Origin of the sequence: Treponema sp. UBA3813 (assembly GCA_002368605.1) — a bacterium.
Lineage (GTDB): Bacteria > Spirochaetota > Spirochaetia > Treponematales > Treponemataceae > Treponema_D.
The window spans coordinates 37,827-64,700 of record DFEB01000039.1 but is presented as its reverse complement, the minus strand read 5'-3'; the positions used below and the strand labels follow the sequence as shown (position 1 = coordinate 64,700).

The following is a 26,874-nucleotide window of genomic DNA, read 5'->3' as shown; positions in this document are numbered from 1 at the left end:
AATAAAAATGGACAATAACAATTTTCAAAGGAAAGGTGTAAAATCAAATACAGAAGCTGGAAAAATATTTGAAAAAATTATTTATAATTTTTTAGAAAAAAACAATGTAATCTTGGAGAATCAAAAGAAAGTTAAAATTGGAATAAAAGCAAAAAAAGATCATGCATTTGACTTAGGAAATGATTCAATTATTGTAGAATGCAAATCTCAAACCTGGACAGAATCAGGAAATGCTCCTTCGGCTAAAATCAAGAATTGGTCAGATGCTATGTTTTCATTTTATTTAGCCCCAGGAAAATATAAAAAATTATTTTTTGTAGAAATGAGTTATAATCAGAAGTATTGTAAAACTCTCTTGGAATACTTTATTGAGCACTATTTTTATTTAATTCCTTCAGATGTTTTGCTAATTGATTATTATACAGATAATAATAATTTTGAGGTTTATGCATATAATGAGAAAGAAAAAATGCATGTCCGTCAAGAAAAAGATTATTTATGGAATTATTTAAGGTAAAAAGTAATTGGATTACGAAAAGAATAAAGAACAGATAATTAATGATAACCTCAAATCGACAAACAAAGACAATCCGTTATGCCGTGGGTCTGAACGCGGGGGCAGTGCTTTATCTTTGCGGAAAGGCTCGAACCTTAAAAGACGGCTACAACATGGCTCTTGAGGCAATCGATTCAGGAAAGACACTGGCAAAGCTCAAGGAGATACAAACTGTGAGCGAGCAACTGAATGCGCAAGAGGACGTTGCATAAAATAAGATTCTTGTCGGGCGGTCTCCTCATCTAAAAAAGAGGCTGCCCTTCCTGCCGGGGGAAGTAGCAATTTCCCCCGGCATCTTTCTGTTAATTTTTGATTCCGCCGCTTGCGGCTCTTTTTGCCGTGTAGATTTCCTGAATATCTCTGTCTGTCAAATCAAGTTTATAGAATTTCTTGTAAAAATCTTTGATTTCTTTGTTCATGTCGATGTCGGCGAAAAGGTCTGGCTGGTGTTCCTTTGCGAGCCATAAGAGCGTGAGGGGGGAATCCGTATTTGTGACATACCATCTGTAAATTCCCAGGGGCATTTTATAGACATGTTTTTCCTTCACTGCGCGGACATTCGACCAGTCGTAGTTCTGGAAGGAATTCGTGTACAGGTCTTCCGGCAGGGCATCACTGAAATTGGTGATGTAGATTCTGTCTGGATTCCACTTGTAGACTTCTTCCACGGTGACCTGCGGAGTTCCCTTGTTCACATTCGCCACATTTCTTGCCCCGGATGCCGTAATCCAATAGTCCCCCCAGGTTTTTGTGCCCGGAATTTGCAGGGGCGTGTCGCTGTAGCGGTGGATAATCATTGAGGCGGGCTTTTTCTCTTCCGGGATATTTGCGATTCTTTCCGCCACCAGTTTTTGGATTTTGTCGGCGTATTCTTTGTAGGCAGAGGTGTCATATTCAGTTCCCATGACTTCTGCCAGCTGGTCAATCCAGGTAAAGATTGTTTCAACTGCATTGAAATCTTTTATGCTCAGGGAAAATCCAACGGCGGGAATTCCTGCCTGAGTCGCAATGTCGTAGTCTTCCATAACGCCAGTGGCATAAAGAACGACATCGGGTTTAAGTTTTAAAAGCTCCTCTGCATTTAAATGACCGTTTTTGCTGAAAGAAGTTTCGATTTTCGAGATTTCAGGCACTACTTTAATCAGCATTGAGTTTTCCGCCGCACTGATGATGGCAGGATCAAGACCGACAAGTCCTTTCGTTCCGTACATAAGGCAGTATGCGGAGGCGAGGGGCCAGACAGAAGCGATTACGACACGATTTACTTCTTTTGGAAGGGTTACCGTGTGACCGACCTGATCAACGATTGTGCGTGTCTCAGCTTTTGATGATGATTCCTGTGCTTCTTTTAAAAAAAATTGCATTGACCATTTTTATTTTAAATGTTAGATTTTGCTAATTTTTGTTAAAAATAAATTATAAAAGTTAGAGGTATTAAAGTAACATGGTCAAAATCGCGATTTACGGTAAGGGCGGAATAGGAAAATCCACCACGACGGCTAGTCTTTCTGCTGCCCTGAGCAAAATGGGCTTGAAGGTAATGCAGATTGGTTGCGATCCAAAATCAGATTCTGTAAAAAATCTTTGCAATGGCGAAAAAATCACTTCCGTTCTTGATGTTCTCAGGAGCAAAAAGCCGGAAGATGTAAAACTTGAGGACTTGGTTCATGTTGGCTATAACGGCGTTCTTTGCGTTGAGGCTGGCGGTCCTACTCCGGGAATCGGCTGCGCGGGCCGTGGAATCATCACTGCTTTTGAAAAACTTGAGGAACTTGAGGCCTTTGAAATCCACAAGCCTGATGTGGTTCTCTACGATGTTTTGGGTGATGTCGTCTGCGGTGGTTTTGCAATGCCAATTCGTAACGGATATGCCGACCATGTTTTTATCGTCACTTCGGGCGAGATGATGGCTCTTTATGCGGCAAACAATATCGTTTCTGCAATTAAGAATTTCGGAAAGCGGGGCTACGCAACTTATGCCGGCGTGATTTTGAATTCCCGCAATGTTGAGAATGAAGTTGAAGTCGTGCAGAAAGCACTGGATGAAATCGGAGGAGAGATTGTCCAAATCGTTCCAAGAGACGGAACTGTTCAGCTTGCTGAAAATCAGGGAAAGACTGTTGTTGAAGCTTACCCTGACTCTGACATGGCGAAAGTTTACACAGAGCTTGCCAGAAAAGTAATGGAGAAGTGCAATGTGTAACTGTCCGTCTTTTGAAAAAACTCTGCATTATGTTTCCCCTGCTCACGGCGGCTGGGGCGTTATCCGTGTAGCCGCGACCATGCCCGAAAGCCACATGCTTTTTGTCGCTCCTTTTGCCTGCGGCCGTCACGGGGCTCTGGGCGGAATCCTTCACGGCGTTAAAAATCAGGTAAGCTATCTTTACATTGACGAAAGCGACATAGTTTCTGGAAATTACGAGCATCTTGTGCCGGACGGAGTGGACGAGCTTTTGTCTTCACTTCCCGTAAGGCCCCGCGTAATCATGATTTTCGTTTCCTGTCTGGATGACCTTCTGGGAACCGACCACGAGGCTTTGAACGCGGAACTTTCAGAAAAACACCCTGACATCCGCTTCATCACCTGCCACATGAATCCTTTCAAGATGGACACGAAAGTTCCGCCGATGATTGGACTTCAGAAATCCCTTTTCAGCATCCTTGAAAAATCAGATGTGAAAAAAAATCAAATCAATATGGTGGGAAACAACGCCTCGATTTCTGAAAACTGTGAGCTTTTCTCTCTTATGAAAAAAGCCGGCTGGAAAATAAATCACATCGGAAAGACAAAAAAACTTGAGGAATTTTTGGATTTTTCTTCTTCCCGATTAAATCTTGTCCTTTCTCCTACGGCAGGTCTTTCAAGCAAAATCATGGAGCGGGAGCTTGGAATTCCTTTTATGAAGGCTTTTCCAACTTACGATGTAGAGGAAATCGAAAAGACTTACAGGGAACTTGAAAATCTTTTAGGCATAAAATTTGATGATTTTTCCGCTTACAAAAAAAGGGCGGAAGTTGCGGTCAAAAAAGCGGCTGAAAAAATCGGGGATTTTCCTGTGGTGATTGACTATCAGGCTGTCCGCCGCCCCTTTACACTGGCGAATGTCCTTTTTGACGCGGGATTCAATGTAAAGATGATTGCTGTTGATGCGGTTCCTGAATTTGAAAAAGAGGCCTGCCAGAAAATCCTTGAAAAAATTCCTGACTTGAAAATCATTGATGCCCTTCATCACGATTCGGTCAAGTTTGAGCATGTGAATGAGAATTGCCTTTCAATCGGATTTTCTGTCGGCTATCTCACCAAGTCAAAGCATGTAATTGACTTGATGGAAGACGAGACTTTATTTGGATTCTGGGGCGTTGAGCGGCTTATGGAAATGCTTGTGGAGGCTTACGAGCATGAAAATTCAGCAGATGACCTTATCATCAAGGCAGGTATCGTTGTATGAGCAAACTTTGCGTTAATCTTCCCCCTTATTCACCTGATTATTCAGGATGTGCCTCGGCCCTTTTTGAGCTTGGCGGCATGATTGTCCTTCACGATGCTTCCGGCTGTACCGGAAATTATCTCGGATATGACGAGCCTCGCTGGATGGGCTCAAAATCTTTTGTTTTCTGCTCAGGACTTCGCCACATGGACGCGATTTTGGGAAACGATAATCTTTTGATTGACAGAATCGTTAAGGCGGCAGAAAGCTTAAAGCCTAAATTCATCGCCCTTTTGGGAAGTCCTGTTCCAATGGTAATCGGTGCGGATTACGAAGGCATCATGCATGAAGTTGAGGAGAGGACTGGAATCCCTTCTTTCGGTTTTGACACCAAGGGACTTGCATACTACGGAAAAGGCATTTCCATGGCGGTAATTTCACTGATAAAAAAATTCTGCCAGAAAGAAGCTGTGCCAGAAACAGAACGAAACGGAATCAACCTGATTGGAGTTACTCCCCTTGATTTTGGAAACAAGGGATGTGAAAAAGATTTCATCGCTTTTTTTGAGGGCGAAGGAATCAATGTGAACTGCTCTTTTTCTGCCGGTCACTCAATCGAGGCAATAAAAAAATCCGTATTCTCAAAACTTAATTTGGTCGTTTCCCAAAGCGGAATCGAAGTTGCAAAATTCATGGAAAAAAAATACGGTATCCCCTACATAACGGGAACTCCCGTGGGAGATGGGGGAATTATTCTTTCAAAGGTCAAGTCCTTCCTTGAAAAGGGAATCTTTGAAAACGAGGGCGGGGCAGAAAAATCTTCTTCCGCTGCAAAAAAAGTGCTTGTCGCAGGAGACCAGATTATTTCCAGGTCAATCTGTCAGGCAGCCTCAAAAATCCACGCCGATTTGGAATTTATCGCCGGTACGATTTTTGACTTTTCAGAGGAAGAAAGCCGGGCAGGGGATATTTTCATTCGGGATGAGACGAAATTCCGAAAAATCGTCAACAGCGGTGAATTTGCGGGAGTCGTGGCTGATCCTCTGGTGGAGGAGCTTTTGACGGAGAGTGCAAAAAAAGGGACTAAATTCTTTCCTCTTCCCAATGTTGCCGTTTCAAGCAAAGTCTGCTGGAAGGACACGATTAATATTCTGGGAAAAGAAATGTCTTCTTTCCTTTCCAAAATTACTGTGTAAAAACAGAGGTAGTAAAAACTAAATAAAAAAAGAAAACAGTCAAGGAGAAACTATATGAAAAAAGTTATTCGTCTGAGCATTGCACTTCTTTGTGCTTCTCTTCTTGCCTTTACGGCCTGTAACAAAAAAACAGCCGGAAGCGCAAAGTCAAATGAAACCCACATCGTCACCGATCATGCAGGCCGCAATGTGGAGCTTCCCGTAAACATCGAGCGGGTTGTCATCATCTCGCCGATGCCACTGCCGTCAATCTACTGCCTTTACATGGGCGGAACTGACAAGCTGGTTGGAATGCACCCCTCATCAATGGCCGCCGCTGAGAATTCCTATCTCAAAAATGTCTACCCTGATGTGGTGAATGTTCCCACTGATTTTGTAAAGAACGGAGCCGTCAATGTGGAGGAGCTTTTAAAGCTCAATCCTGATGTAGTCTTCTACCTTGCTTCGGACAAGGCCCTGAGCCAGAGTCTTGAAAATGCCGGAATCAAGGGATTTGCCTTCTCGACTTCCGTAGCTGATTTCAACACCATCGAAACCTATGCCAACTGGATTCAGAAATTCGGCGAGATTTTCGGGGACACAGGAAGAGCGGACGAAATCATCAAATACGGCCGCGAAATCGAAAAGAAAGTCAGCGAAAGAATTGCCGGCCTCAAAGCTGAAGAAAAGCCCGATGTCCTCATTCTTTACCATTACGACACTACCGGCATGAAAACTTCCGGCGTAAACTTCTACGGCGACTACTGGATTAACGCTTCAGGCGGAAAAAATGTGGCAGGCGATTTGAAGGGAATGCCTCAAATCAGCATGGAGCAAGTCTATCAGTGGAACCCGGAATACATTTTCATCACCAATTTCAGCCCGTATCTTGCGGAAGACTTGCTCAATAACAGCATCGAAGGTTATGACTGGAGCCAGGTAAAGGCAGTCAAAAACGGAAAAGTCTACAAAATTCCTCTGGGAATGTACCGCTGGTTCCCGCCAAGCTCTGACACGCCTCTCTGCCTCCAGTGGATGAGCCAGATTCTGCATCCTGAACTTTTCGGCGACATCGACATCAACAAAGAAGTCACTGACTACTTCAAAACTTTCTACGGAGCAGACTTGACTGCTGAAGATTTGAACGCAATCTTCCACCCTGTTCGGGCGGCTTCCGGAAAATAAATATGTTCATTCAGAATAAAAATATCCGCTCGCTTTTTATACTTGTTTCTTTTCTGATGATTCCTCTTGTGGCAATCATCTGCCTTGGAATCGGCCGCTATTCTCTCTCGCCTTTCCAGATTATCCGCTCTTTTATAGATGCGCTCTTTGGCGGCGACGGAGATGTAATGGCAAAAACCGTCATTTTCAAAGTCCGTCTGCCGCGAATCCTTCTGGCTTTGGTGGCGGGGGCGGGGCTTGCCTGCTCAGGAACGGCTTTTCAGGGGCTTTTCTCAAATCCTCTTGCCACTCCTGACACTTTGGGAGTTGCCAGCGGCGCTTCTTTCGGGGCAGTGCTAGCCATGATGTTTCACTGGAATCTGATTGGAATTCAGGCTCTTGCCCTTTGCTTTGGCCTTATCTCCTGTTTTTTAACCTGCCAGATAAGCCGGATTAAGGGAAAATCTTCAATCATCATGATTATTTTGTCGGGAATGGTCATTTCCTCGCTTTTTCAGGCTCTGGTTTCAATCATAAAATACATTGCCGACCCGGAGGATGAGCTTCCCTCAATCACATACTGGCTTATGGGAAGCATGTCCAGCGTAACTTACAAAAGTCTGCTGTTTGGCGTGCCTTTCATCATCATCGGGCTTGTCGTAATCTGGGCATTGAAGTGGCGGCTCAACATCCTCTCCCTCAACGAAGACGAGGCAAAATCCATGGGAATGAACATAAAGATGATTCGTCTTCTCATAATAGTCGCTTCGTCCCTCATAACGGCTTCGGTAATTTCAATGTGCGGTCAGATTGGCTGGGTAGGACTTTTGATTCCCCACATTTCAAGAATGCTTTTGGGAAGCAACAACAAGACGGTGGTTCCTTTAAGCATTTCTTTCGGTGCGATTTTTATGGCCATAATCGACACCTTTGCGCGGAGTGCCTCATCAGCAGAAATCCCGATTTCGATTCTTACTGCAATCATTGGCGCTCCGGTCTTTATCAGCCTGCTTAGAAAAACAGGAGGAGTTTGGGCATGATATTTCAGGTAAAAAACGGCGGATTTTCCTACGATTCGAGAAGGGTTTTAGACAACATCTCTTTTGAGCTTTCAGACGGCGAGATTCTGTGTGTTTTGGGCTCAAACGGCGTTGGAAAAACGACCCTCTTAAAGTGCATGATGGGCTTACAGAAATGGCATCACGGCGAAACCTTGATTGACGGAAAAAACATCAGTCAGATTCCCCAGAAAGAATTCTGGAAAAAAATCGCCTATGTTCCCCAGGCAAAAAATTCTGCCTTTTCTTTTTCTGCCCTTGATATGGTGACTATGGGGCGCAGCGCACACTTGGGAACTTTTTCCCAGCCTACAAAAGATGACGAAAAAAAAGCCCTTGAAGCCATGGAAGTTTGCGGAATTAGCTGGCTGAAGGATAAACTCTGCACGCAGATGAGCGGCGGCGAGCTTCAGATGGTTTTGATTGCCCGTGCCCTCACCGTAAATCCTCAGATGCTGGTTTTGGACGAGCCTGAGTCGAACCTTGATTTTAAAAATCAGCTTGTAATCCTCAATATAATAGAAAAACTTGCGCGGGAAAAGAACATCTCAGCCATCGTGAACACCCACTTTCCGGCTCACGCAATGAAAATCGGAACAAAGGCTTTGATTTTGAACAAAAATGCCCCGCCGATTTTCGGAAAGACAAGCGAAGTCATCAACGAGGAGAACATGAAAAAAACTTTCAGCGTGCAGGTTCACATAAATGAATTTGACTTTGATGAGCACCATTATAAGAGCGTAACGCCCCTTTATGTGGTGGGCGCATGAAGCTGATAACATTTGCGGGGTCTCCTGCCTCTGGAAAAACATCCGTGATTTTAAAGGCGGGAGAATACCTGAAAAATCAGGGAAAATCCGTGGGAGTGATGAAACTTGACTGCATTTCCTCTGATGATGATGAAATCTACAGGGGAGCGGGAGTTTCTGTAATAAAGTTCATATCCGGGAACATGTGTCCTGACCATTTTTTTGCAAGCCACATCGGAGAGGTTTTTGACTGGGGGCTTTCCCAAAAATTAGATGTCCTCATTACCGAAAGTGCCGGTCTTTGTGGCCGCTGTGCCCCTCATCTCAGGAACATTGCCGCCGTCTGCGTGATTGACTGCCTTGCAGGAATCACCTCGCCATTCAAGGCCGGCCCCATGCTCTTTTTTGCGGATTACATTGCCGTCACGAAAGGGGATCTGGTTTCTCCCTGCGAGCGGGAAGTTTTCCTGCATAACATACGCCTTGCCAATTCAAGGGCAAAAATAAATTTCATAAACGGACTTTCAGGTCAGGGCTCTTCCCGCCTTTCTTCTTTCATCGCTTCCTCTGAGGAAATTTCCACTGTCAGTGATAAATTCCTTCGTTTTACAATGCCTGCCGCCAGCTGTAATTTTTGCTCAGGGCAAATGTGGGTCGGAAGCAATAAAAGTGCGGGCAGCGGAAGAATAAAGTGGGGAGGGGAAAATTGAACCTTCTTGCACAAAAAATCGAGGAGCTTTTTAAGGCTTTTCCCGACATTGAAAAATTGTTCGCCCAAATTGCCCTTCCTCTTCTTTCTTCTTATGCGGACTTAGCAGAACCTTGTTACCGCGGGGAAGTTTGCATCATCGGAAGTCAGGAAATTCCCGATCCTTTGCTTGCACTTTTTGTCCAAAAAGAAAGGGGAAAAGCGCAAGCCAACCGCCTTATCGATAATATCGCTGGTTTCGGAGCTCCGGTGAATGCAATCCGTCATATCGGAAAGCCGTCAAATACATTTGGTTCAGTTTTCGTAATGCCGCTTTTGTTTGCTGAAGTTTGCAGGGAAATTCAAAGTGCCAGAGTCATAAGGCCTGAAGAAGGATTTTTTGCCGAGCCTTTCATTTTGTTTTCGCAAGATGACGATGAAAAACCTTCTCTTATAAAAGATTTTTTTCTTTCTGATGAATTCAAATCAGCTTTGGCAGAAAAGTATTTTCTTGTTTCAAATGCCGAAAATGACAAATTGATTTTTCCTGCTTGTGCCCAAAGTTATTTTCCTGAACTAGGAGAAATCTACCGGGCTTTAAGGCAAAAACTCTCTCAATAAAAAAAGACTGTCGTAAAGAGAACCTTTTTTTCCTCTTGGGAAAGTTTAGCGAATAGGGAATCCATAAAGACAGTGTACAACAAAAAGAACTTATTGACCAAGTGGAAATAAAGCGATATATTGTTACTGTAAATAGAAACAAAAAAATAAGACAGCGCGAAACAGATATGGAGCATAAAATGACAACTCATTCAGATAACGGTTTTTTTGATAATTTCGGTGGAAAATATGTAGCGGAAGTTTTGCGCCGCCCCTTAGACGAGCTTGAAATTGCTTTTAAGGAAGCAATGGCAGACAAAGCCTTTACCGATGAGCTTGAAATCATCCGCCGTGACTACATTGGTCGGGAAACGCCCCTTTACTTTGCCCCCACGGCAACAAAACTCTTGGGCGGAGCACAGATTTACATCAAACTTGAAGGCTTAGCAAACACAGGCGCCCACAAAATCAATAACGCCATCGGTCAGTGCCTTCTTGCCAAACGCATGGGAAAAAAGCGAATCATCGCCGAGACTGGAGCTGGCCAGCATGGCTTGGCCACTGCCGCCGCCTGTGCAAAACTGGGCCTTGACTGCACGATTTACATGGGCGAAGTCGATGTGCGCCGTCAGCAGCCGAATGTGGCGGCAATGGAACTTTACGGCGCAAAAGTTCACCCTGTCACAAGCGGAAGCCGCACATTAAAGGACGCGGTAAACGAAGCCATGCGGGACTGGGCGGCAAATCCCGACACAACCCACTATGTTTTAGGCTCTGCCTTGGGGCCCGCTCCCTTCCCTGACATCGTTCGGGAATTCCAGAGCGTAATCGGCCGTGAAGTCAAAAAACAGGCCGCCGAGCGGGGAATAAAAATCGGAGCCATGGTCGCCTGTGTGGGCGGCGGCTCAAACTCAATCGGCTTCTTTGAGCCTTTCATCAACGAAAAATCTCCCCGTTTAATCGGAGCGGAGGCGGGCGGAATCGGGCCCAATGTGGGCGAAAATGCCAGCCGCATGACGGGAAATGCCGCCCGTGACGGAATCATGCAGGGCTACAAGAGCCGCTTCCTTCTGGACGAGGACGGACAGGCTCTTCCCACCCGGTCAATTTCAGCAGGCCTTGACTATTGCGGAATCGGCCCCCAGCTGGCAGCCCTGGGCCGGAGCGGTCGAGTCGAATTCACTTCAGTCCTTGACAAAGATGCCCTTGAAGCCGTTTCTTTCTTCGCTAATAACGAGGGAATCCTCTTCGCGCTGGAAAGTGCCCATGCGGGAGCGGCGGCAATGAAAATCGCAAAGGAAATCCCAAGTGACCAGGCAGTCATAATCAACATGAGCGGACGGGGTGACAAAGATGTCTTCATCACAAGCCCGGTTTTCCGCCCCGCAGAATGGCTGGACTTCCTTCACGCAGAAATCGAACGCCTGGAAGGAGGAAAGGATATTCATGATGCGAAGGTTATGGGAGATGTAAAATGAACAAAATAAAATTGATGAGCCACCTTGTGGCAGGTTATCCCACAAACGAACTTGCACTGGAAGCTGCCCGCGCCCTTATCCGTGGCGGAGCGGACATCCTTGAAATCCAGCTGCCTTTTTCTGACCCCAGCGCGGACGGACAAGCAATCCAGACGGCCTGCACTCAAGTTTTGAGCCGTCATTACCGCACTCAAGACGGCTTGCGCTTTATAGAGCAGATTCATTCTGAATTCCCCAAAATTCCGATTTACATTATGAGCTACGGAAGCCTGATTTACACGCCGGGCGTTGCCGCCTTCTGCAAAAAAGCGGCTTCCGTTGGCGTCAAAGGCATGATTATCCCCGACCTGCCCTTTGATTTTGACGAAGGACTCACCCAAGCCTGCAAGGCCAACGGCATGATAAACATTCCCGTGGCAGCTCCCTCAATGAGTTCAGAGCGACTTTACAAACTCTCTCACGCAGGCTTCCCTTACATTTACGCCGCCCTGCGAACAGGAATCACTGGCAGCGACACAAAAATCGATGCTGGCACATTGGACTTCCTCAAAAAAGTCAGCGAAGGCGGAAGCAAAGTCTACGGCGGCTTCGGAATCTCAAACGGAGAGCAGGCAAAAGCCCTTGAAAGCTCCGTTGAGGCAATCGTGGCGGGAAGTGTTTTCGTCAGAATCATCACTGAAAATCATAATGACCCGAAAAAGCTCGCCGCCGCTGTCGAAGCAAAAGCCAGGGAACTCACTGGCTTTTAGTTCGCTTTCGTCCCTGTGTCCTCTTAGAGGAATTTAAATTCTTTTCTCTTTGTGTTATAATTTTTCTTATGATTCGACTTGTGGCTTTTTTAGGAAATTACGGCGAAGAATACAAAAACACCCGACATAATGTGGCATGGCTCTTCGCCTCCCAGCTTCCTTTTTACAATAAATTTTACTTTCAGAACAAGTTTAAGGGCGATTATGCCGTGGTCGAGACCCGCACCCTTGCCGAATGGATGGGCGAAACCGGCGTTTACACCACAAAGGACGGCGGAGCCCCCCGCATTCCAGAAGAAGCTCCTGATAAAATCTACTTTTTAAAGCCCCTCACTTACATGAATCTCAGCGGCGAGGCAATCGGCGAACTTGCCCGTTTTTTCAAAATCAAAAATGACGAAATTCTTGTCGTGCATGACGAACTAGAGCTTCCCATTGGCACGGTCAGCCTTAAATGGAGCGGCGGCTTGGGCGGTCATAACGGCTTACGGTCAACAAAAGCCGTGCTTGGTACGGCTGATTTCTGGCGGCTCCGCTTTGGCATTTCAAAACCTGCCAATGTAAATATCGCCGACTATGTGCTTTCGAGCTTCACCTCTGACGAAAAAATCATTCTCGCTCAGGAATTTGTCCCTACAAACGAAATGTTCTGCAAACTTCTTCTTTCCACTGACCCCAACAGAATCTTGCAGGGCTGGAGCAAAAAACGAATAATCGAAAAGTGAAAAGGGAAAAAGCGAAATATGAAAACTGAAAAAAAGACAACAGAATCTTCATTTTCTCATTTTTATGATGTTGTAAAGGCTGTGCGAAAGGGCTGCCCCTGGGATAAAGAGCAGACGCCTCTTTCTTTGCGCTCAACTTTCTTCGAGGAGACTTGTGAGGCAATCGATGCAATCACGCAGGAAGATTCTGCCCATGTTAAAGAAGAATTGGGTGATGTGCTTTTAAATGTGGTTCTGATTGCCCATTTTTTTGAAGAAAAGGGACTTTTTACCGTGCAGGAAGTGATTGACGGAATCGCCGAAAAATTGGTTCGCCGCCATCCTCATGTATTCGCCCAGAGCGAGGGCAAGTCTCAGGTCAAGGAAGATGTTTCCGACAATCCCGAAAAAGTTCTCAATCAGTGGGAGCGAATCAAAGAAAATGTTGAAGGCCGTAAAAGCGAATCAATCCTTGACTCAATCCCGGAGAATTTTCCGCCAGTGCTCAAGGCCTACAAAATGTTCAAAAAAGCCTCAAAAGCCGGATTCGACTGGAATTCGCTTTCAGAAGTGCGCATGAAACTTTGTGAGGAACTTGCCGAAATGCATGATGCTCTTATCGATGTGGAGCAAAGTGCCAAATACGATGGTGAAAAGCCCTTCACGGTCTCAAGTTCAAATCCTGAGTTGGATAAAGCCCAGCTTCATCTGGAAGAAGAATTTGGTGACACTCTCTTTTCTCTGATTAACTATGGTCGCTGGCTTGGCATTGACGCAAATATCGCCTTGCAGCGGGCAATTAAAAAGTTTGAGTATCGCTTTCATCGTGTGGAAGAAGGCTTAAAAGAAAAAAATATTCCTATGAATCACGAGCATCACAGGGACATGATGGATTTATGGAATGAGGCTAAGGACGTAAAATAATCCCCGCTAGCTCTTTTTGATTGTATTTTTGCATTTTATTCGGTATATTTATAGCATGAGAATTTTTAACGACAAAGACGAAGAAAAAAAGTCTGAACAAAAGGAAGACTCTCTTTCCGAGAAATTTTTAAAAACCCGCCAGATTATTTTGAGCGGCGAGATTAACGAAGAAAACACGGCAAAGGTTATCAAACAGCTTCTTTTGCTTGAAGCCGACAGCGACAAGCCGATTTACATTTACATCGATTCACCAGGCGGTTCAATCGATTCAGGATTCGGCATCTACGACACGATTCGCTTTATCAATGCGCCCGTTTACACAATCGGCACCGGCCTTATCGCCAGCATGGGCTCAATCATTTTGCTTTCCGTGCCAAAAGAGCGTCGTTTTGCCCTTCCCAACAGTCATTATCTCATTCACCAGCCTTTGATTGGCGGCGTGGCTCGCGGTGTGGCTACAGACCTTGAAATTCAGGCCGAAGAAATCGCAAAATCAAAAAAGAAACTCATCAAACTCATTGCCTCTGAGACTGGCAAGAGCGAAGAGCAGGTCGAAAAGGATTGTGACCGCGACCACTGGCTTACCGCCGAAGAAGCCTTGGATTACGGCTTGGTAAGCAAAATCGTTTCTAAGCGTGCTGATTTGCAGTAGTCGCTTGGTAAAATTATGCAATTTGAGTTAACGAAATCGCTTATCGAAAGCATTATTTTCTCTATGGAAGACCAAAATGGAGAATTTGCCTTCGATGCCTCTTCTGGCAGTGTGATTTCCCTTGATTCGCTCATGCAGTCGGAACTTGACGAAATGAGCGAGCAAGATTCTTTGTATTCTTTGCCGCATTGGTCTTCTAATGACGGCTTTGAGATTATGGAAGATTTTGCCGAGAGCGTGCGTGTGCCGAATGTCCGCACGGAGCTTGAGCAGGTTCTTTCAAATGGAAGGGGGGTATTCAGGAATTTTAAAAATGTTTTGAGCCAGTATCCGCAGATTGAAAAGCAATTCCATGTTTTTAAGCAAAGAAAAATGCGTTCGGTCGTTGTGGAATGGTACAATTCGCTCCGTGAATCTTGGGGCTTGGAAAAGTTGAATCAGGATTTTGAAGAATATGACGAACTGATTCAGGCTGATTTTGAATTCCAGCCCTACAATCATGTTAAGGACAGTGATTGTATCAGCATCGAGGCGAAAAAAATCGCAGAAGAATTAGAAGCAGCGCACAGAGGCAATTTAGGCAAAGCGATTGCTCATTTTTGGCTTCGCAAGTTTGATTATGAATCTTCTTCTGGTATTGGCGGACTTCTTTGCCGCACTTTATCAGGGGATTTTGCAGGCTGTCTTTTATTTTCAGATTGCTCGTCCTTTGCAAAGAATGTGGTGGCTCTCACCTCAGTTTTTGTGAATCAGAATTACCGTGGCTTAGGAATTGCCAGAGAGCTTTTTTCACGCGGCATTTCCCTATTAAAAGAACACGGAATCCAAGAGTTTATTATTGCTGATTCTGCATTACCAGATTATTTAGAACCGTTAGTGGCCCGTTGTGGCTTTGAAAAAAAAGGTTCAGTTTATACCGCAGATTTAGCCTAAAAAGGAGTTTTTACTATGGCATTTAGACGCAACTTTAGACACAATTTCAGACAGAACCGGGAGATTGACCTTGATCAGGCAGCTAATTATCTCAAAGACCTTGTATCAAAAGTAAAAGCAAGCCCTGATGAACTTGAGGCTCTCAAAAAAGTCTTCAAGAAGAATGTTCCGCTTACACTCCGTTCTTATGTAGCAGCATATCTTCTCAAAAATGCTGGCGGAGCAATTTTCAGATTTAATGCTCACAAAGACCGCGAAGACTTCCGCTCAAATCGTGAGGAGAGATTCAACCGCTATGAGCGCAATGATACCCAGTCAGATGACGCTGCTTCTCCAGCAGAGCCACGAGAGCGATTTACCCGCGTTCAGATTCCGGCAGAAAATTCAGAGACTGTATTCGTAAGCATCGGTCGAAACCGCCGTGTTTTCCCACGCGACCTTGTTGGTCTTTTTATCAGCGTTGCAGGAATCGAAAAAGAGCGCATCGGTGATATCCGTGTTCTCGCAAATTATTCATTCGTTCAGCTCTTCAAAGAGGACGCAGAAAAAGCAATCGCTGCATTGAACGGTCATGTTTATCGTGGCCGCGCCTTGAGTGTAAGCTACTCACGCCAGCGCCCAGAGGGTGAAGACGGTATGGAAGACGAGTCAGTAGACAACTACGAGAACAACGAGCCGGTTCCAAATGTATCAAACGAATCAGCTCCAATCGTTGACAGCTACACTTCAAATAACAACGACACAATGGCTCAGCAAGCAGCTTTTGCAAAGGCTCAGGCTGAGATGACAGACGAAGAGATTATGGCAGCACGCGCTCCACGCTCTTCTTCATCAAGCGACATTCAGTAAGGCTTGTTTATGAACCTTCATCAGCTGCATACAGGCCCGCTTTCGGTCAACACATACATCGTTCCCCTTTGTGAGAATTATGTTTTTGTCATTGACCCTGCGGATTGTGCCTTTTCCGGCGATGAAGGTTCTGTCGTTTCTTATCTTAATTCCAAAAATCTAAAGCCTCTTGCAGTTATTCTGACTCATGGGCATTTTGACCATGTTTCAGGGCTTTTCTCCCTCAAAAAATCTTTTCCTGACATTCCGATTTTAATTCATTCTGCCGATTCAAACATGATTGGCGCGGACTCGGCGGACATGCAGGGCAGGGCACTCGCCCAGATGGGCTTTGACGAATTCCTTCCATTTGTGTCAAATCTTCCTGCGGCCAATGCATTCCTTGAGGACGGTAAAAATCTTACTGAATGTTTGGCTTCATATTCTTTCCCGATTGAAGCAAAAGAGGCTCTGGGTAAGTGGCAGATTCTCCACACACCAGGGCACACAGAGGGATCCTGCTGTCTTTACAATGAAGGGGAGAGAATTCTTCTTTCTGGTGATACAGTTTTCTATCATTCATGGGGTCGCACGGATTTAATCGGCGGAAGCGAACAGAAAATACATGAGAGCCTGCTTAAAATCATGGAATATTGCGAAGAAGACACTTGCGTTTATTCCGGTCATGACGGTTCAAGTTTTATCTTAGGCGAAAATTTTTATTAATCCGTGCTTGTTTTTTGATTAAAAGAGCTTTATTTCCCCGCGGGGAGTTGGCATCTCTTCAAAATTATAATCGCCGAAGCGATCCTGCTTTATTTTGTAATAGTGACAGATATTTTTTTCTTCATCGCGGTGAACTTCGACAATCGCGAATGTATTCGGCATTCCCCCGCGGGCCTGGGCACAGCTTCCGGGATTCAAAATCCCCAGAAAATCATTCCGTCCGTTGCGGGTTACATGACTGCGCAGGGAGTTTGGAACATGGGTGTGACCGTACCACGCTATATCCATGCCACGGTTGATTGCTTCCGTACGCAAATCTTTGTTTCCGTAGTAGACATTGTAGCGGTGCCCGTGGGTAAGAAAAACATTTTTCCCGGCAAGTTTTATTTCAAGGAATTCAGGAACGATAATCGGAATCCTCTTGTCAGTAAAAATGGTTGTCGTGGAGTTGTCTCCGTTCCCTCGAACGAAAAATATTGCAGGTGGGATGTGCTGACCAAATTCCTTGTCAAAAAAGCCCAGTTCCAAAGACTCGACTAAATCCAAAAGTCCATCGCCGCAAAAACAGAGACAGTCACAGTCATCGCCAAAGGCAGAGATGATTGCCTGCATGACCCGCGGATTTCCATGGGAGTCAGAAAGAACAAGGGCTTTTACAAGTTCTTTATCAGAAAGAGCGTTGAGAATGTGTTTTGAGCCGATTGCAAGGTTTTCCTGCTGTACTAATTCTATCATTCCCATCCGCCCAAGTTTTTACTCGAAAATAAAATGATTTATTGATTGCAAGCCTGTTTCGCCATCAATATAACGAACAACGGTACGATTTTTTTCGAGTAAACTTTGTACAAAATTGATGAGATTTCCATCGGCCCTTAACGGTTCCCGCAATTCAAGCATTTTAGAAACTGAATTCGTAAGAATGTTTGTAGCGTCAAAATCTGGAATAAAATCTGTGACTTCGCTTTCGATTGTATTTGTTTTGTGGGCATAATCCAAGACGAAATCAGATGTTGATTCCGAGCCCAAAACATCATCCTGTGAAAAGAATGTGAACACTGGATAATGGATTTTGCCGTCTTCGTTTTTGTCTTGAATTTTAGAAAGTGCAATGTGCAATCCCTCAGGAGCGCCTAAAACAATCATGCCTGCAAGGTTTTTATCTTCGATTCTGTCTGCGAGAGAAGAGATACGCTCTTTTCCAGCGACCATAAAATCCGCAGGATAAACAAGAACCGTAATGAGGGCTTTTTTATCTTCTGTTTCGACTCCGAAGTTTTCGTTGAGATTTTGCGTAATTTTTGTAACATTCTCTTCGTCATTATAGCCGTATCCGAGTACGACGACGATGTTTTTGTCTGCAAGATAAGATTTTGTTTCCTCAGAGATTTTTTTGAGTTTTGCAGGAACCTTATCAGAAGATTCTGATGTGTTGAGGGTACTTGATGCCGTTAATTTTTTTTCGTTTTTACATGCGGTAAAGGCGAGCGCACTAACTAAAATGCTTACTGCGAGCACCTTGCTTAAAAGTTTTTTTCCATGATTTGTTTTCAACATACTTAGATTTTACCAAATATACGAAAATTGAAAAAGCGAAAAATAAAAAAAAACGGCTGGTTACAGAAAAAAAACTGAACCAACCGTTTATAAAAGAGGCTTAATCTTAGTTGCCAGAATCGAATACAATCATACCTGTTATTTTTGCATTTTTAGCCTGTCCGGCATTTCCTTCCAGAATCATACCTTCTTCAGCTTCTGCGGCAGTAAATGTTCCGAAACCAAGATTGCTAGACATTTCTTTAGCCAGCATTTCCGGAGTTTTTATTTCGTTTCCTATTCCAATAGAAGCCGCTTCTCCTTTTACGACAAGAAGCGCCTCTGGCTCTTCTTGCTTACCGGTTCTTCCAAAGGCTACCTTGCCCCGATCTGTTTCCAGCGTATTTTTTTTGAAACGTGCCAGAAATTTGAATGCAGTTCCGCGGACAGAAGCTGTCGCTACAGGCGAGCGGACTGTAAATCCAACGCGACGGTCTGCTGACTTTTGGACATTAGATTTGAGTGAGCCTGTATCAAGGAAAATAGTTGTTTCGTCTTTCCCTTGTGAGCCAGAAATACCTTCTCTTTCTGCAAGAGTTTGGAGTGTAATTCTCGTGAGTGCCGAAACAGTTACGGTTGATTCTTTGATTTTGAGAACAAGCTCCGATTTGAAGCCTGTCTGAATTACTGAGCCTGCGTCAAGGACATCTCCTGCTTTGAGAGCTACCCATGAGCTTCCTTTTTGAACTTCAGCCTTTCCTGTTGCTGATACAACCTGAGCCTGCATTGCGAATAATGAACTTGCAAGTGCGGCAAATATAATAGAAAGAATAAATCGTTTCATTTTTCCCTCCTTTTTTTAGAATGCTAAAGCTGCTTTGAGTTTGATTTGCATTTTGTCATTGTCAGAATTTTCTTTTCCGATGTATTGGTCAAAACTTGCTCCCAATGAAACATCGCTGGCTGCCTGATAGTTGAGACTTGCCGTTAGCTGATAGCCTTTGTGTTCAATGTCTTTTTCTGCGTCAAACACAATATCCCCGCCAGCTTTGAGAAGCAGGTTGGGAAGTGCCTTGATGCTCATGGAAGGACCGACAAGCACGAGTGCCGTATATTCAGGCTCGTAGAGTGAGTTGACGGCAGTTTTGCTTGTAAATCCTTGGAATGCCTCAAACGAACCTTGCTTGCCTGAAGCGTACAAGCCGTTCAGCGAGATTGACATTGACTTTAGATTTGGATAGACGGAAATAGAGCCTTTTGTGAGATTTCCCTTTTTCATTTCTTCCTCTTCGTATTTTGAGAAAGAGAAAGTTGATGAAACAGAATAGAATACAGGGGCAACAATCGGACCGGAAAGCGATGCCGTTGCATAAAATCGATTGAGTTTTTCTGATTCAAGGGAGAATGCGCCGAGTCCCTCTAAAGCGAGTGTCTGGCGTAAAAGAAAGTTTGGGAAGGCTAGCGTAACTGAACCGACTCCGTATTTTTTTGCAAGAACATAGAGAGTTTTTTCTTTGTCAGTAAAATTTGGTGACTGACCGATAATCGTTATGTTCTTTGCGTTAAGAAGGCCTGTGTATGCGCCAAAGAGGGAGAGCCGTGCTTTTGAGAATTCTAAATCCAGTTTTGCACCGTCACCGTTTTGTGAATAAACAAGTGAGCTTAAATCGGAATTGTAGAAACGACCTAGCGATAATGTTATGTCGCTGTTTGAAAGTTCCTTTTTGAAAATGAATTTGAAAAGCGTGGCATCAGCCGCAAGGGTAAGCTTTTTTTTGGAATCTGTTTTGTAGGCATCGTACTGACTTCGGAATTCACCTTCTGCTACAAAATAACTCAAGCCATTTTCTGAAAGAGGATGACGAATCCAAAAATTCACCGCATTTTTTTGCGTGAGTTCAAGATCGCCGTCTTTCTTTTGGTTTGCGAATTTTGTGTCGTTTGAAAGTAGTCCGCCAGTTTCAAGACCGAATCCGAACTGAGCGGCAGAAATAAATGCTGAAGCTAAAAGAAGTGATTTAATAGAAGGAATTTTCATTATTGCGCACCCCCTGCAAGTGTGAGGCAGCTGTTAAAAAGGTCAAGGAAATCGCGGCCTGAAAGCTTGTAATCTGGGTCTGCCGTGTTTGGCAGGATACCGCGAGCTTTTAACTCTTTGAAAGCGTAACGATTTGATTTGAACAGGCTGTAGAACAAGCCGCCTTTGATTCCAAGTGTTTTGACCAAAATACCGCATGCGTCTTGTAAACTTGCCTCTGAATCTGAACTTGAATCTTCAGAAAAATAGCCCGTATTTTTGAGGGCTTCAAATGCCTGTGCTTCGCTTCCTTTTTCATCGATAAGATTTGCGTATAAGGCAGGAAGATAAGAAATTTGAGCAAGTGTCGCCTTTTCTGATTGCAAAATTACTGTTAGTTCTTCTGAACTTTGTGAAAAAGCAGGAATTATTGCGGATAGGAGGAATACGGCACTTAATAGAACTTTTTTAATCATAAGATGTCTCCCGATAAATAATAATCTGTAAAATTTCTTAAAATTTTACTCCATTATAATTATAAGCTATGTTATACTGTTTGTCATGAGAAATGAAGCGAAAAAAAATAAAAAGTCTAAAAAAGCATTTTCACGCAAACTTGTCGGTTTTATTATTGTTTTGAGCGCCGTCTTGGGTTGGTCACTGATTTGCGCAATCGGGGCTTTACAAAAATTTGACTATCGAATTTATGATTTGCTACTGGGATTTACAAAAAGCCCTGATGTCCGGCATGAAATCCTTCTGGTTGAGGCAGACAACGCTTCTACCAGTAATGATTCTTTTCAGGAGATGCGGACATGGCCATGGCCTCGTAATATATTTGCGAATGCCCTTATCCGCATGAAGGAATTTGGTGCGGCAACAGCCGTATTCGATATTGAGTACCTTTCGCCTTCAAGCCTTGCCGTAAATGAAGATGCCATTATTGAGGCCGCATCTTCTTTTGACGGAAGTCGCCCTGAATTTGAGAAATTTGTAAGGGACAATGACGATTATTTTGCCCGCGCAATTCAATTTTTTGGAAACACTTGGCTTACAATCAATACGCTCGATATCGATATGAAATATACTGACGAGGAAATTGATTATGTAAAAAAAAGATTTTTGTATGATGTTGAAGATAAGGATGATTTGATTCTTAAATATTTTAGAAAAAGCCGAATCGATAGTTCAAAAACTTCTTTCCTTGATAATTTTACGACCGAAAAACCTGACTGGGATGATCCGAAATTTCAAAAAAAATATCTGATTGGCTTTTCTCCGGCAATGCACCAGTTTATCAGCCATGCCAACGGTGCAGGATTTACGAATGTCATCATTGACATGGACGGAACTCGCCGAAGAATCGAACTTTTGAACAAAAAAGATGAAGTTTTTGCCGGGCAGCTTGCCTTTGCCCCGATTTTGCGCATTCTTAATCCTGATGACATCGTTCGCAAAAAAAGGGCACTTCTTCTCAATAACTGTAAAAGCGTTGGTGGAAAAAATATTTCCATTCCCCTTGATACCGACGGAAAAATGATAATCAACTGGCTGCATGAGCCGTTCGTTGATTCATTCCGTCATGAGAGCATGTATTTTTTGGCTCAGCTTGATGAACTTGAGAAAAATGTCGTGCTTGAGCTAAAATCTCTTAATGGATTTTTAACTTCTCTTGATGCTGTTGATATTCCGTCTCTCACGCTCACACCACTTGAATCTGCCGCAAGCGTAAAAAAACTCGTCTCTGATTATAACGATATAGAAAATTTTAAAGAATTTCTGCTTTCAAAATGCGAGGGATATACAGTGGACGGTCAGGCCATCGGTGGAGGAGTTGAGTATTCTGACTATGTGCAATATTTCCAGGCTCGCAAAGATTTCTTTGAAGGCGTTACGGCATTCTGCAAAGGAAAGGTACTTGATGAAATTGCAGACAGGCTAGTTACTATTCGAGATTATATTGATTCTGAGACTTTTGACACAATTCAGACGGAGCTTTCGGAACTGTTCGATACCCTCTCAAGTGAAAACGACTTATATAATTCCATCTTCACCGAAAAAAAAGCAATCTATGCAAATTCATTCTGTATCCTTGGTCACACGGCAAGTTCCACCACGGATTTAGGAACCATACCTTTTGAACGCGCATATATGAATGTCGGAACCCATGCGAATGTCTACAATACGATTATGAACGAGGATTTTATTTATCCTGTCTCATGGTGGTGGGGTGTTATTATTGTTACAGTTCTTTCTATTATATTGATTGTTCTTCCGGCCGAAAAAAAAGCATTCATGCAGAACATAACAGGTGTTTCCCTCGTTTTTATGGCAATCGTCCTTCCCGTGATTCTGATGATTCTCTTCAAGGTGTATATTCCCGCCGTGACAACTTTCCTTATTGCTTTTACTTCTTACCTTGCAATGACTATTTACAGATTTGCCACAAGCGAAAAAGACAAAAAATTCTTGCAGACTACATTCGGGGCTTATGTTGCTCCTGCCGTCGTTGATCAAATCGTAAAGAATCCTGAGCTTGCGAGCTTGGGTGGAAAGAGCGATAATCTCACGGCTCTTTTCTCTGATGTAAAAACATTCTCTGGCTTCACTGAAGTCATTAATAATGAGGAAGGAGAAGACAAGGGCGCGGAAAGGCTTGTTGCAATCTTGAATGATTATCTCGGCGTTTTGAGCGATGCGATTATGGATAACAAGGGCACAATCGATAAGTATGTTGGTGATGAAATTGTATCGTTTTTTGGCGCTCCGGTTCATGACGACAACAATGCTTACAACGCATGTCTGGCAGGAATCCGTATGTTGCAGGCTGAACATCAGTTTAATGAAGAGAATAAGCATCGTCTTCCGATAAATCCACAGACAGGCGAGCCTTTTTATCTTCATTCACGAGTTGGCTTGAATACTGGAAACATGGTCGTCGGAAACATGGGAACTGAGAAAAAGCTCAACTACACGATTATGGGCAACAATGTAAACCTTGCCAGCCGCCTCGAAGGAACAAACAAGGTTTACGGCTCTTGGATTATGTGCTCTGAGTCAACTTGGAATGCGGCAAACAGGGGCGAGAACGAAGGAAAAATTGTCGCGCGAAAATTTGACTGTGTTCGCGTTATCAATGTCAAAAAACCAGTCGGAATCTACTCAATCATCGGCTTGCGAAGTGAACTTTCAGAAAAGCGAATCAAGGCAACTGACTTATTCAACGAGGGCATGAAATGGTATTTGAACGGAATTGATACGCCCGAAGTTCCCAAAAATCCCGAAGACCTCAAAAAAGCTTACGAACTCTACAAGCAGGCCTATGAACTATACCCGATGGACGAAAGCTCAAAAGTCTTTATGGAACGATGCGAAGATTTTGTTAAAAACGGGCTGCCAAAAATCTGGGATGGAGTCTACACAATGAAGAGCAAATAGAGAAAATAGAGGTTTCATTGCAATCATCGAAAAAAAATTGACAAAAAGCTACTCTGTTTAATATAAAAATCTTGCAAAAACATCTCTCCGTACTATACTGAAAGCGTAATTGCATATCAGAGAGGCATTTATGCGTACTATTTTACAGCATGACGAGACGGATTGTGCGGCGGCCTGTCTTGCGATGATTCTTAGTCATTTCGGAAAAGAAGTTCCCATTCCCTCCGTTCTTCATACCGTAAATTTAAAAAATCAAATGAACAATGAAAAATAACGATTCTTCTATAAAAGCTAATGAATTTGCAAGGTCTGTATTCCCCAACTACAACATCCTCGGTTTCCCCTTTTTCAAGGACAAGTGCGTGCAGTTTGACTTCGAGAACATGATGCTCTATGTGTGGTAGGAGGATTTATTATGAAAAGAATTTGGTTTTTGATTTCGGTTATTCTGTTGTGTTTTTTTTCAAACATTGCATATTCTCAAACTTTTCCATTTGCAAGCATTCAACTTCCGGACGAAGAAAAGAAAATCCTTGAAGATGTGAGCAGCTTGCTCGAAAAGGGTGAGTACGAAAAGGCAAAAGAGAAATTTGACTTTTGGGAGAACAACAAAGATTCTGTTTATTCGCGGGCTTTGAAAGAATTTTCCGTAAATGCTGAGAACTTACTGCAAGAACTCCCAGCCCTCAAGGAAGGGCGGAATTTGTATGATTCCAAAGAATATAGAAAATCTTTGCGTTTTGCCGACAGGTTCCTTAAAAAACAGCCTGATTATTATGCGGCTCTTGTTCTCAGGTGCATGAATCTCGTCAAACTTAAACCAAATCAGGCGATTACCGAATGCAACAAAATTTTGTATTATTTTCCGTTCAATTACCATATTCTAGCCATACGCGGAGATGCTTTTTTAGAGCTTGGAACTTACGACGAAGCAAAAAAAAATTACAACCTTTCGCTGCGGATTAAGCCGAACGCATTGGCGTATGAGTCGCGTGGAAAAATATATTACAAAGTCGGGGAATTTGATAAAGCACTTGGCGATTATAACGAATCCATTCGCCTGAATCCCAAAAATACTAACGAGTCTTATTTGTACAGGGCGGCTGTCTACTGGCTGGGGCAGGAGAACGAAAAGGCTTTTTCTGACTGTGAGACCTATTTCAGCGGCGGAGGAAAAGCGGCTTGGGGGAAGAAAATCTTGGCATCTCTGTATATGCGGAAAAACGATTTTAAAAATGCCTTGAAATATTGTGATGAATATATAGAAGCAAACCCCAAATCCTCTGACAGCTATTATATGCGTGGTGGCGTGTACTATGTATTTGATGATTATAAAAAAGCTCTCAAGGATTTTGACAAGGCGATAAAACTGAATCCAAAATCACCGCTTGCTTATGCGGGGCGAAGTGATGTGTACAGAGAGCTCGGAGATACAAAAAAAGCCCTCGAAAACGCCGATTCTGCTTTGAAATATTCAAAAACCGCTTTGGAATTTTATACAGCTTATATGTCGCGAGGAAAAATACATCTCGAACTTAATGAAAAGGCTCTCGCCCTTTCCGACTTCCAGAATGCCTCGCAATATGCAAATTCTGATGTACTCGCTGATTTAATAAAAAAAGCTAAGGAAATGTAAAAATATGAAAAAACTTTATTCAATTTTTTTAATTTTATTTTTCTTCCAGTTTTTGTCTTTCGCTCGAGAATGGCCATTCTCTGATTTTGTGCCTGACTCGCAGGACAAAGCTGTTCTTGACGAGATGAGCCAACTTTGCGAGAACGGAGACTACGAAAAAGCTGGCGAGGTGTTCAAAAAATACCAGAAAACTCATCCTGAATCGCCTTACATGAAAAGTATGAAAATCTTCCTTAACGAGGATATTTCCGAATCTAGCAACAATGAGGCCCTAAAATTATATAACAGCAGAAAATACAAAGCTTCGCTGAAAACTGCTTCTGAAATCCTTGAAAAAAATCCGAAAGATTATGAAGCCCTTGTCCTTCGGGCCGCAGCACTTTCAGAGTTGGATCCAGAAAAAGCCATCAAAGAGTGCGATAAAATTCTCTATTTTGTTCCACAGAATCCCTCGATTCTTGTAATCCGTGGGATAGCATATATCAGCATGAATGAGTACGAAAAAGCGATAAAAAGTTATTCGCTTGCTATTCTTCTTTCCCCTGACAGTTTCAAGTATAACTGTCGGGGAGTTGCATATTATTTAGATGGAAAATATAAAGATAAAAGTAAATATGAAAAAGCTATAGCGGATTTTTCAGAATCAATTCGGCTGAGCCCAAACGGGCTTAATACGGCTTACGCAGATAGGGCACAGGCATATTATGATATATTGGTTATTTTTTCTGATAAGATTGAAGGTGAAATGCTCGAAAAATTTATCGTAGATTCTGAAACTTATATAAATGCAGGCGGCAAGGAACTAGACACTTTTTGCATACTGGCGGACATATATAAAAGATTAAAAAAATACGAAAAAGCTTTGCAAGTAAGCAACAAATACATCAGTTTGTTTCCAGATGCTCCACATGGATACAATATTCGCGGGGCTATATATCGTGAAATGAAGAACTATGATAACGCACTTGCTGATTTTAATAAATCATTAGAAATAAGCCAAAAATCTACAAGAGCGTATGTTGGTCTAGGACGAACCTATTCTTCATTGGGAAAAACTGAAAAAGCCATTGATAATTACACAAGTGCAATTAAATATGGGACGGAGGATTTAGATAATGGAATTGGAAACCCTGAGGAAGTAAGAGATTGGCTTGGGGCAAGTTATAGGAGACGGGGTTTGCAATATCGGAAAGCAAAAAACTATGATAACGCCCTTGCTGATTTTGAGATGGCGTTGAAAATTTTTACTATAGATTCAAGAAAAGTTTTGGTTCAGAAATATATTGACGAGACCAAAAAACTTGCTGCAACAAAAAAAGAAAGCAAGAAGAATGTAAAATCCACAGAACTTGTTTGGCCCTTCATCAGTTTTGAAGCCCCTGTTGGCGACAGAACCGTGCTTGACGATGTGCGTGCCAAAATGGATGCGGGCAAGTACGAAAAAGCGAAGAAACTCTTCGACAGATATTTCATTGAAGGAAACTGTTTGAGCGAAGAGTATGCGTCAGAGTTAAAGGATTTCATTGGCTCACAAGCCGCCCATACAGCAATCGAAAACGAAGTGGTCAATTTATACAAAGCTGGAAAATTTCTGCCCTCTTCTGTAATGCGGCCGAAACGCTACTTAAAAAAAGCCCCCGAAAACTATCGTAACATTATTCTTCTTGCAACAGCACTTTCCCGTCGCGATCCTGAAAAAGCAATCCAAGAATGCAACAATCTTCTATATTATTACCCAATGAATCCGCTCGTTTATCTCATTCGGGGACAGGCTTACAACAAGATGGGAAATAAAGAGAAAGCCTTGAACGATTATTCGGCTTCGCTCTTTCTCAAAG

The 26,874-nt window shown here is 43.2% G+C and carries 29 protein-coding genes; 23 read left to right on the top strand and 6 right to left on the bottom strand.

Translation table 11 applies throughout. The features are described 5' to 3' along the window. Together B2089_RS07230 and B2089_RS07225 are read left to right on the top strand one after the other, a co-directional pair. Positions 1-517, top strand: a 517-nt coding sequence (locus B2089_RS07230; protein ID WP_296686521.1) for a hypothetical protein, incomplete at its 5' end; no start/stop codon positions are given. Positions 518-558: 41 nt separating this feature from the next. Further along, positions 559-768 (top strand): hypothetical protein, encoded by a 210-nt coding sequence (locus B2089_RS07225; protein ID WP_296320463.1) that lies wholly within the window; start codon positions 559-561, stop codon positions 766-768. A gap of 90 nt (positions 769-858) precedes the next feature. Here the strand turns inward: B2089_RS07225 and B2089_RS07220 are convergent, their stop codons facing one another. Further along, positions 859-1,920, bottom strand: coding sequence for an ABC transporter substrate-binding protein (locus tag B2089_RS07220; RefSeq protein WP_296320461.1), 1,062 nt, complete (start codon positions 1,918-1,920; stop codon positions 859-861). A gap of 80 nt (positions 1,921-2,000) precedes the next feature. Here B2089_RS07220 and B2089_RS07215 point away from each other — a divergent pair, with 80 nt between their 5' ends. From B2089_RS07215 to B2089_RS07140, 16 genes are all read left to right on the top strand, one after another. Beyond that, positions 2,001-2,759 (top strand): nitrogenase iron protein NifH, encoded by a 759-nt coding sequence (locus tag B2089_RS07215; protein ID WP_296320459.1) that lies wholly within the window; start codon positions 2,001-2,003, stop codon positions 2,757-2,759. After that, entirely contained in the window at positions 2,752-4,005 is a 1,254-nt protein-coding gene (locus B2089_RS07210) for a nitrogenase component 1 (protein ID WP_296320457.1), read from the top strand. The genes B2089_RS07215 and B2089_RS07210 overlap by 8 nt, the downstream gene beginning before the upstream one ends. Further along, complete coding sequence (locus tag B2089_RS07205; protein WP_296320454.1) at positions 4,002-5,180, top strand: nitrogenase component 1; 1,179 nt, start codon at positions 4,002-4,004, stop codon at positions 5,178-5,180. Before B2089_RS07210 ends, B2089_RS07205 begins: the two co-directional genes overlap by 4 nt. A gap of 54 nt (positions 5,181-5,234) precedes the next feature. Then, positions 5,235-6,344 (top strand): ABC transporter substrate-binding protein, encoded by a 1,110-nt coding sequence (locus B2089_RS07200; protein WP_296320451.1) that lies wholly within the window; start codon positions 5,235-5,237, stop codon positions 6,342-6,344. A 2-nt stretch (positions 6,345-6,346) separates the two neighbouring features. Further along, the gene (locus B2089_RS07195; RefSeq protein ID WP_296320448.1) at positions 6,347-7,363 is read left to right on the top strand and encodes a FecCD family ABC transporter permease; all 1,017 of its coding nucleotides are present in this window, start codon (positions 6,347-6,349) and stop codon (positions 7,361-7,363) included. Then, positions 7,360-8,151, top strand: a complete 792-nt coding sequence (locus B2089_RS07190) for an ABC transporter ATP-binding protein (protein WP_296320445.1) — start codon at positions 7,360-7,362, stop codon at positions 8,149-8,151. Before B2089_RS07195 ends, B2089_RS07190 begins: the two co-directional genes overlap by 4 nt. Continuing rightward, on the top strand, positions 8,148-8,840 hold the full coding sequence (locus tag B2089_RS07185; protein ID WP_296320441.1) for a GTP-binding protein: 693 nt from the start codon (positions 8,148-8,150) through the stop codon (positions 8,838-8,840). The genes B2089_RS07190 and B2089_RS07185 overlap by 4 nt, the downstream gene beginning before the upstream one ends. Beyond that, positions 8,837-9,439, top strand: coding sequence for an ABC transporter substrate-binding protein (locus B2089_RS07180; protein WP_296320437.1), 603 nt, complete (start codon positions 8,837-8,839; stop codon positions 9,437-9,439). The genes B2089_RS07185 and B2089_RS07180 overlap by 4 nt, the downstream gene beginning before the upstream one ends. A gap of 179 nt (positions 9,440-9,618) precedes the next feature. Then, a complete protein-coding gene (gene trpB / locus B2089_RS07175; RefSeq protein ID WP_296320435.1) occupies positions 9,619-10,896 on the top strand; it encodes a tryptophan synthase subunit beta in 1,278 nt (425 codons plus the stop codon). Further along, positions 10,893-11,645: a tryptophan synthase subunit alpha gene (gene trpA / locus B2089_RS07170; protein ID WP_296320430.1), complete on the top strand. Its 753-nt coding sequence runs from the start codon at positions 10,893-10,895 to the stop codon at positions 11,643-11,645. Before trpB ends, trpA begins: the two co-directional genes overlap by 4 nt. 68 nt (positions 11,646-11,713) lie before the next feature. Further along, complete coding sequence (gene pth / locus B2089_RS07165) at positions 11,714-12,370, top strand: aminoacyl-tRNA hydrolase (RefSeq protein ID WP_296320426.1); 657 nt, start codon at positions 11,714-11,716, stop codon at positions 12,368-12,370. An 18-nt stretch (positions 12,371-12,388) separates the two neighbouring features. Next, positions 12,389-13,273 (top strand): nucleoside triphosphate pyrophosphohydrolase, encoded by an 885-nt coding sequence (mazG, locus tag B2089_RS07160; RefSeq protein ID WP_296320423.1) that lies wholly within the window; start codon positions 12,389-12,391, stop codon positions 13,271-13,273. Positions 13,274-13,328: 55 nt separating this feature from the next. Beyond that, on the top strand, positions 13,329-13,925 hold the full coding sequence (locus B2089_RS07155; protein ID WP_296320420.1) for an ATP-dependent Clp protease proteolytic subunit: 597 nt from the start codon (positions 13,329-13,331) through the stop codon (positions 13,923-13,925). A 15-nt stretch (positions 13,926-13,940) separates the two neighbouring features. Next, complete coding sequence (locus B2089_RS07150; RefSeq protein ID WP_296320417.1) at positions 13,941-14,858, top strand: UPF0158 family protein; 918 nt, start codon at positions 13,941-13,943, stop codon at positions 14,856-14,858. A 15-nt stretch (positions 14,859-14,873) separates the two neighbouring features. Further along, positions 14,874-15,707 (top strand): DbpA RNA binding domain-containing protein, encoded by an 834-nt coding sequence (locus B2089_RS07145; protein WP_296320414.1) that lies wholly within the window; start codon positions 14,874-14,876, stop codon positions 15,705-15,707. A gap of 9 nt (positions 15,708-15,716) precedes the next feature. Next, positions 15,717-16,412 (top strand): MBL fold metallo-hydrolase, encoded by a 696-nt coding sequence (locus tag B2089_RS07140; RefSeq protein WP_296320412.1) that lies wholly within the window; start codon positions 15,717-15,719, stop codon positions 16,410-16,412. An 18-nt stretch (positions 16,413-16,430) separates the two neighbouring features. On the opposite strand, the gene B2089_RS07135 is transcribed toward B2089_RS07140, so the two are convergent. From B2089_RS07135 to B2089_RS07115, 5 genes are all read right to left on the bottom strand, one after another. Further along, positions 16,431-17,147, bottom strand: a complete 717-nt coding sequence (locus tag B2089_RS07135) for a metallophosphoesterase family protein (protein ID WP_296320409.1) — start codon at positions 17,145-17,147, stop codon at positions 16,431-16,433. A gap of 18 nt (positions 17,148-17,165) precedes the next feature. Further along, complete coding sequence (locus B2089_RS07130; RefSeq protein WP_296320406.1) at positions 17,166-17,966, bottom strand: hypothetical protein; 801 nt, start codon at positions 17,964-17,966, stop codon at positions 17,166-17,168. Positions 17,967-18,072: 106 nt separating this feature from the next. After that, the gene (locus B2089_RS07125; RefSeq protein ID WP_296320403.1) at positions 18,073-18,789 is read right to left on the bottom strand and encodes a FecR family protein; all 717 of its coding nucleotides are present in this window, start codon (positions 18,787-18,789) and stop codon (positions 18,073-18,075) included. A gap of 15 nt (positions 18,790-18,804) precedes the next feature. Further along, on the bottom strand, positions 18,805-19,983 hold the full coding sequence (locus tag B2089_RS07120; RefSeq protein ID WP_296320399.1) for a hypothetical protein: 1,179 nt from the start codon (positions 19,981-19,983) through the stop codon (positions 18,805-18,807). Further along, positions 19,983-20,438 (bottom strand): hypothetical protein, encoded by a 456-nt coding sequence (locus B2089_RS07115; RefSeq protein ID WP_296320396.1) that lies wholly within the window; start codon positions 20,436-20,438, stop codon positions 19,983-19,985. The genes B2089_RS07120 and B2089_RS07115 overlap by 1 nt, the downstream gene beginning before the upstream one ends. 85 nt (positions 20,439-20,523) lie before the next feature. Between B2089_RS07115 and B2089_RS07110 the strand changes: the two genes are divergently transcribed. The 5 genes from B2089_RS07110 to B2089_RS07090 all read left to right on the top strand — a co-directional run. Continuing rightward, complete coding sequence (locus B2089_RS07110) at positions 20,524-23,400, top strand: CHASE2 domain-containing protein (protein WP_296320393.1); 2,877 nt, start codon at positions 20,524-20,526, stop codon at positions 23,398-23,400. 130 nt (positions 23,401-23,530) lie between these two features. Then, positions 23,531-23,674: a cysteine peptidase family C39 domain-containing protein gene (locus B2089_RS07105; RefSeq protein WP_296320391.1), complete on the top strand. Its 144-nt coding sequence runs from the start codon at positions 23,531-23,533 to the stop codon at positions 23,672-23,674. Further along, positions 23,664-23,804 (top strand): hypothetical protein, encoded by a 141-nt coding sequence (locus B2089_RS07100; protein ID WP_296320389.1) that lies wholly within the window; start codon positions 23,664-23,666, stop codon positions 23,802-23,804. The genes B2089_RS07105 and B2089_RS07100 overlap by 11 nt, the downstream gene beginning before the upstream one ends. Before the next feature lie 11 nt (positions 23,805-23,815). Beyond that, complete coding sequence (locus tag B2089_RS07095) at positions 23,816-25,036, top strand: tetratricopeptide repeat protein (protein WP_296320386.1); 1,221 nt, start codon at positions 23,816-23,818, stop codon at positions 25,034-25,036. 487 nt (positions 25,037-25,523) lie between these two features. Beyond that, a partial coding sequence (locus tag B2089_RS07090) for a tetratricopeptide repeat protein (protein WP_296686505.1) occupies positions 25,524-26,874 on the top strand: 1,351 nt, incomplete at its 3' end.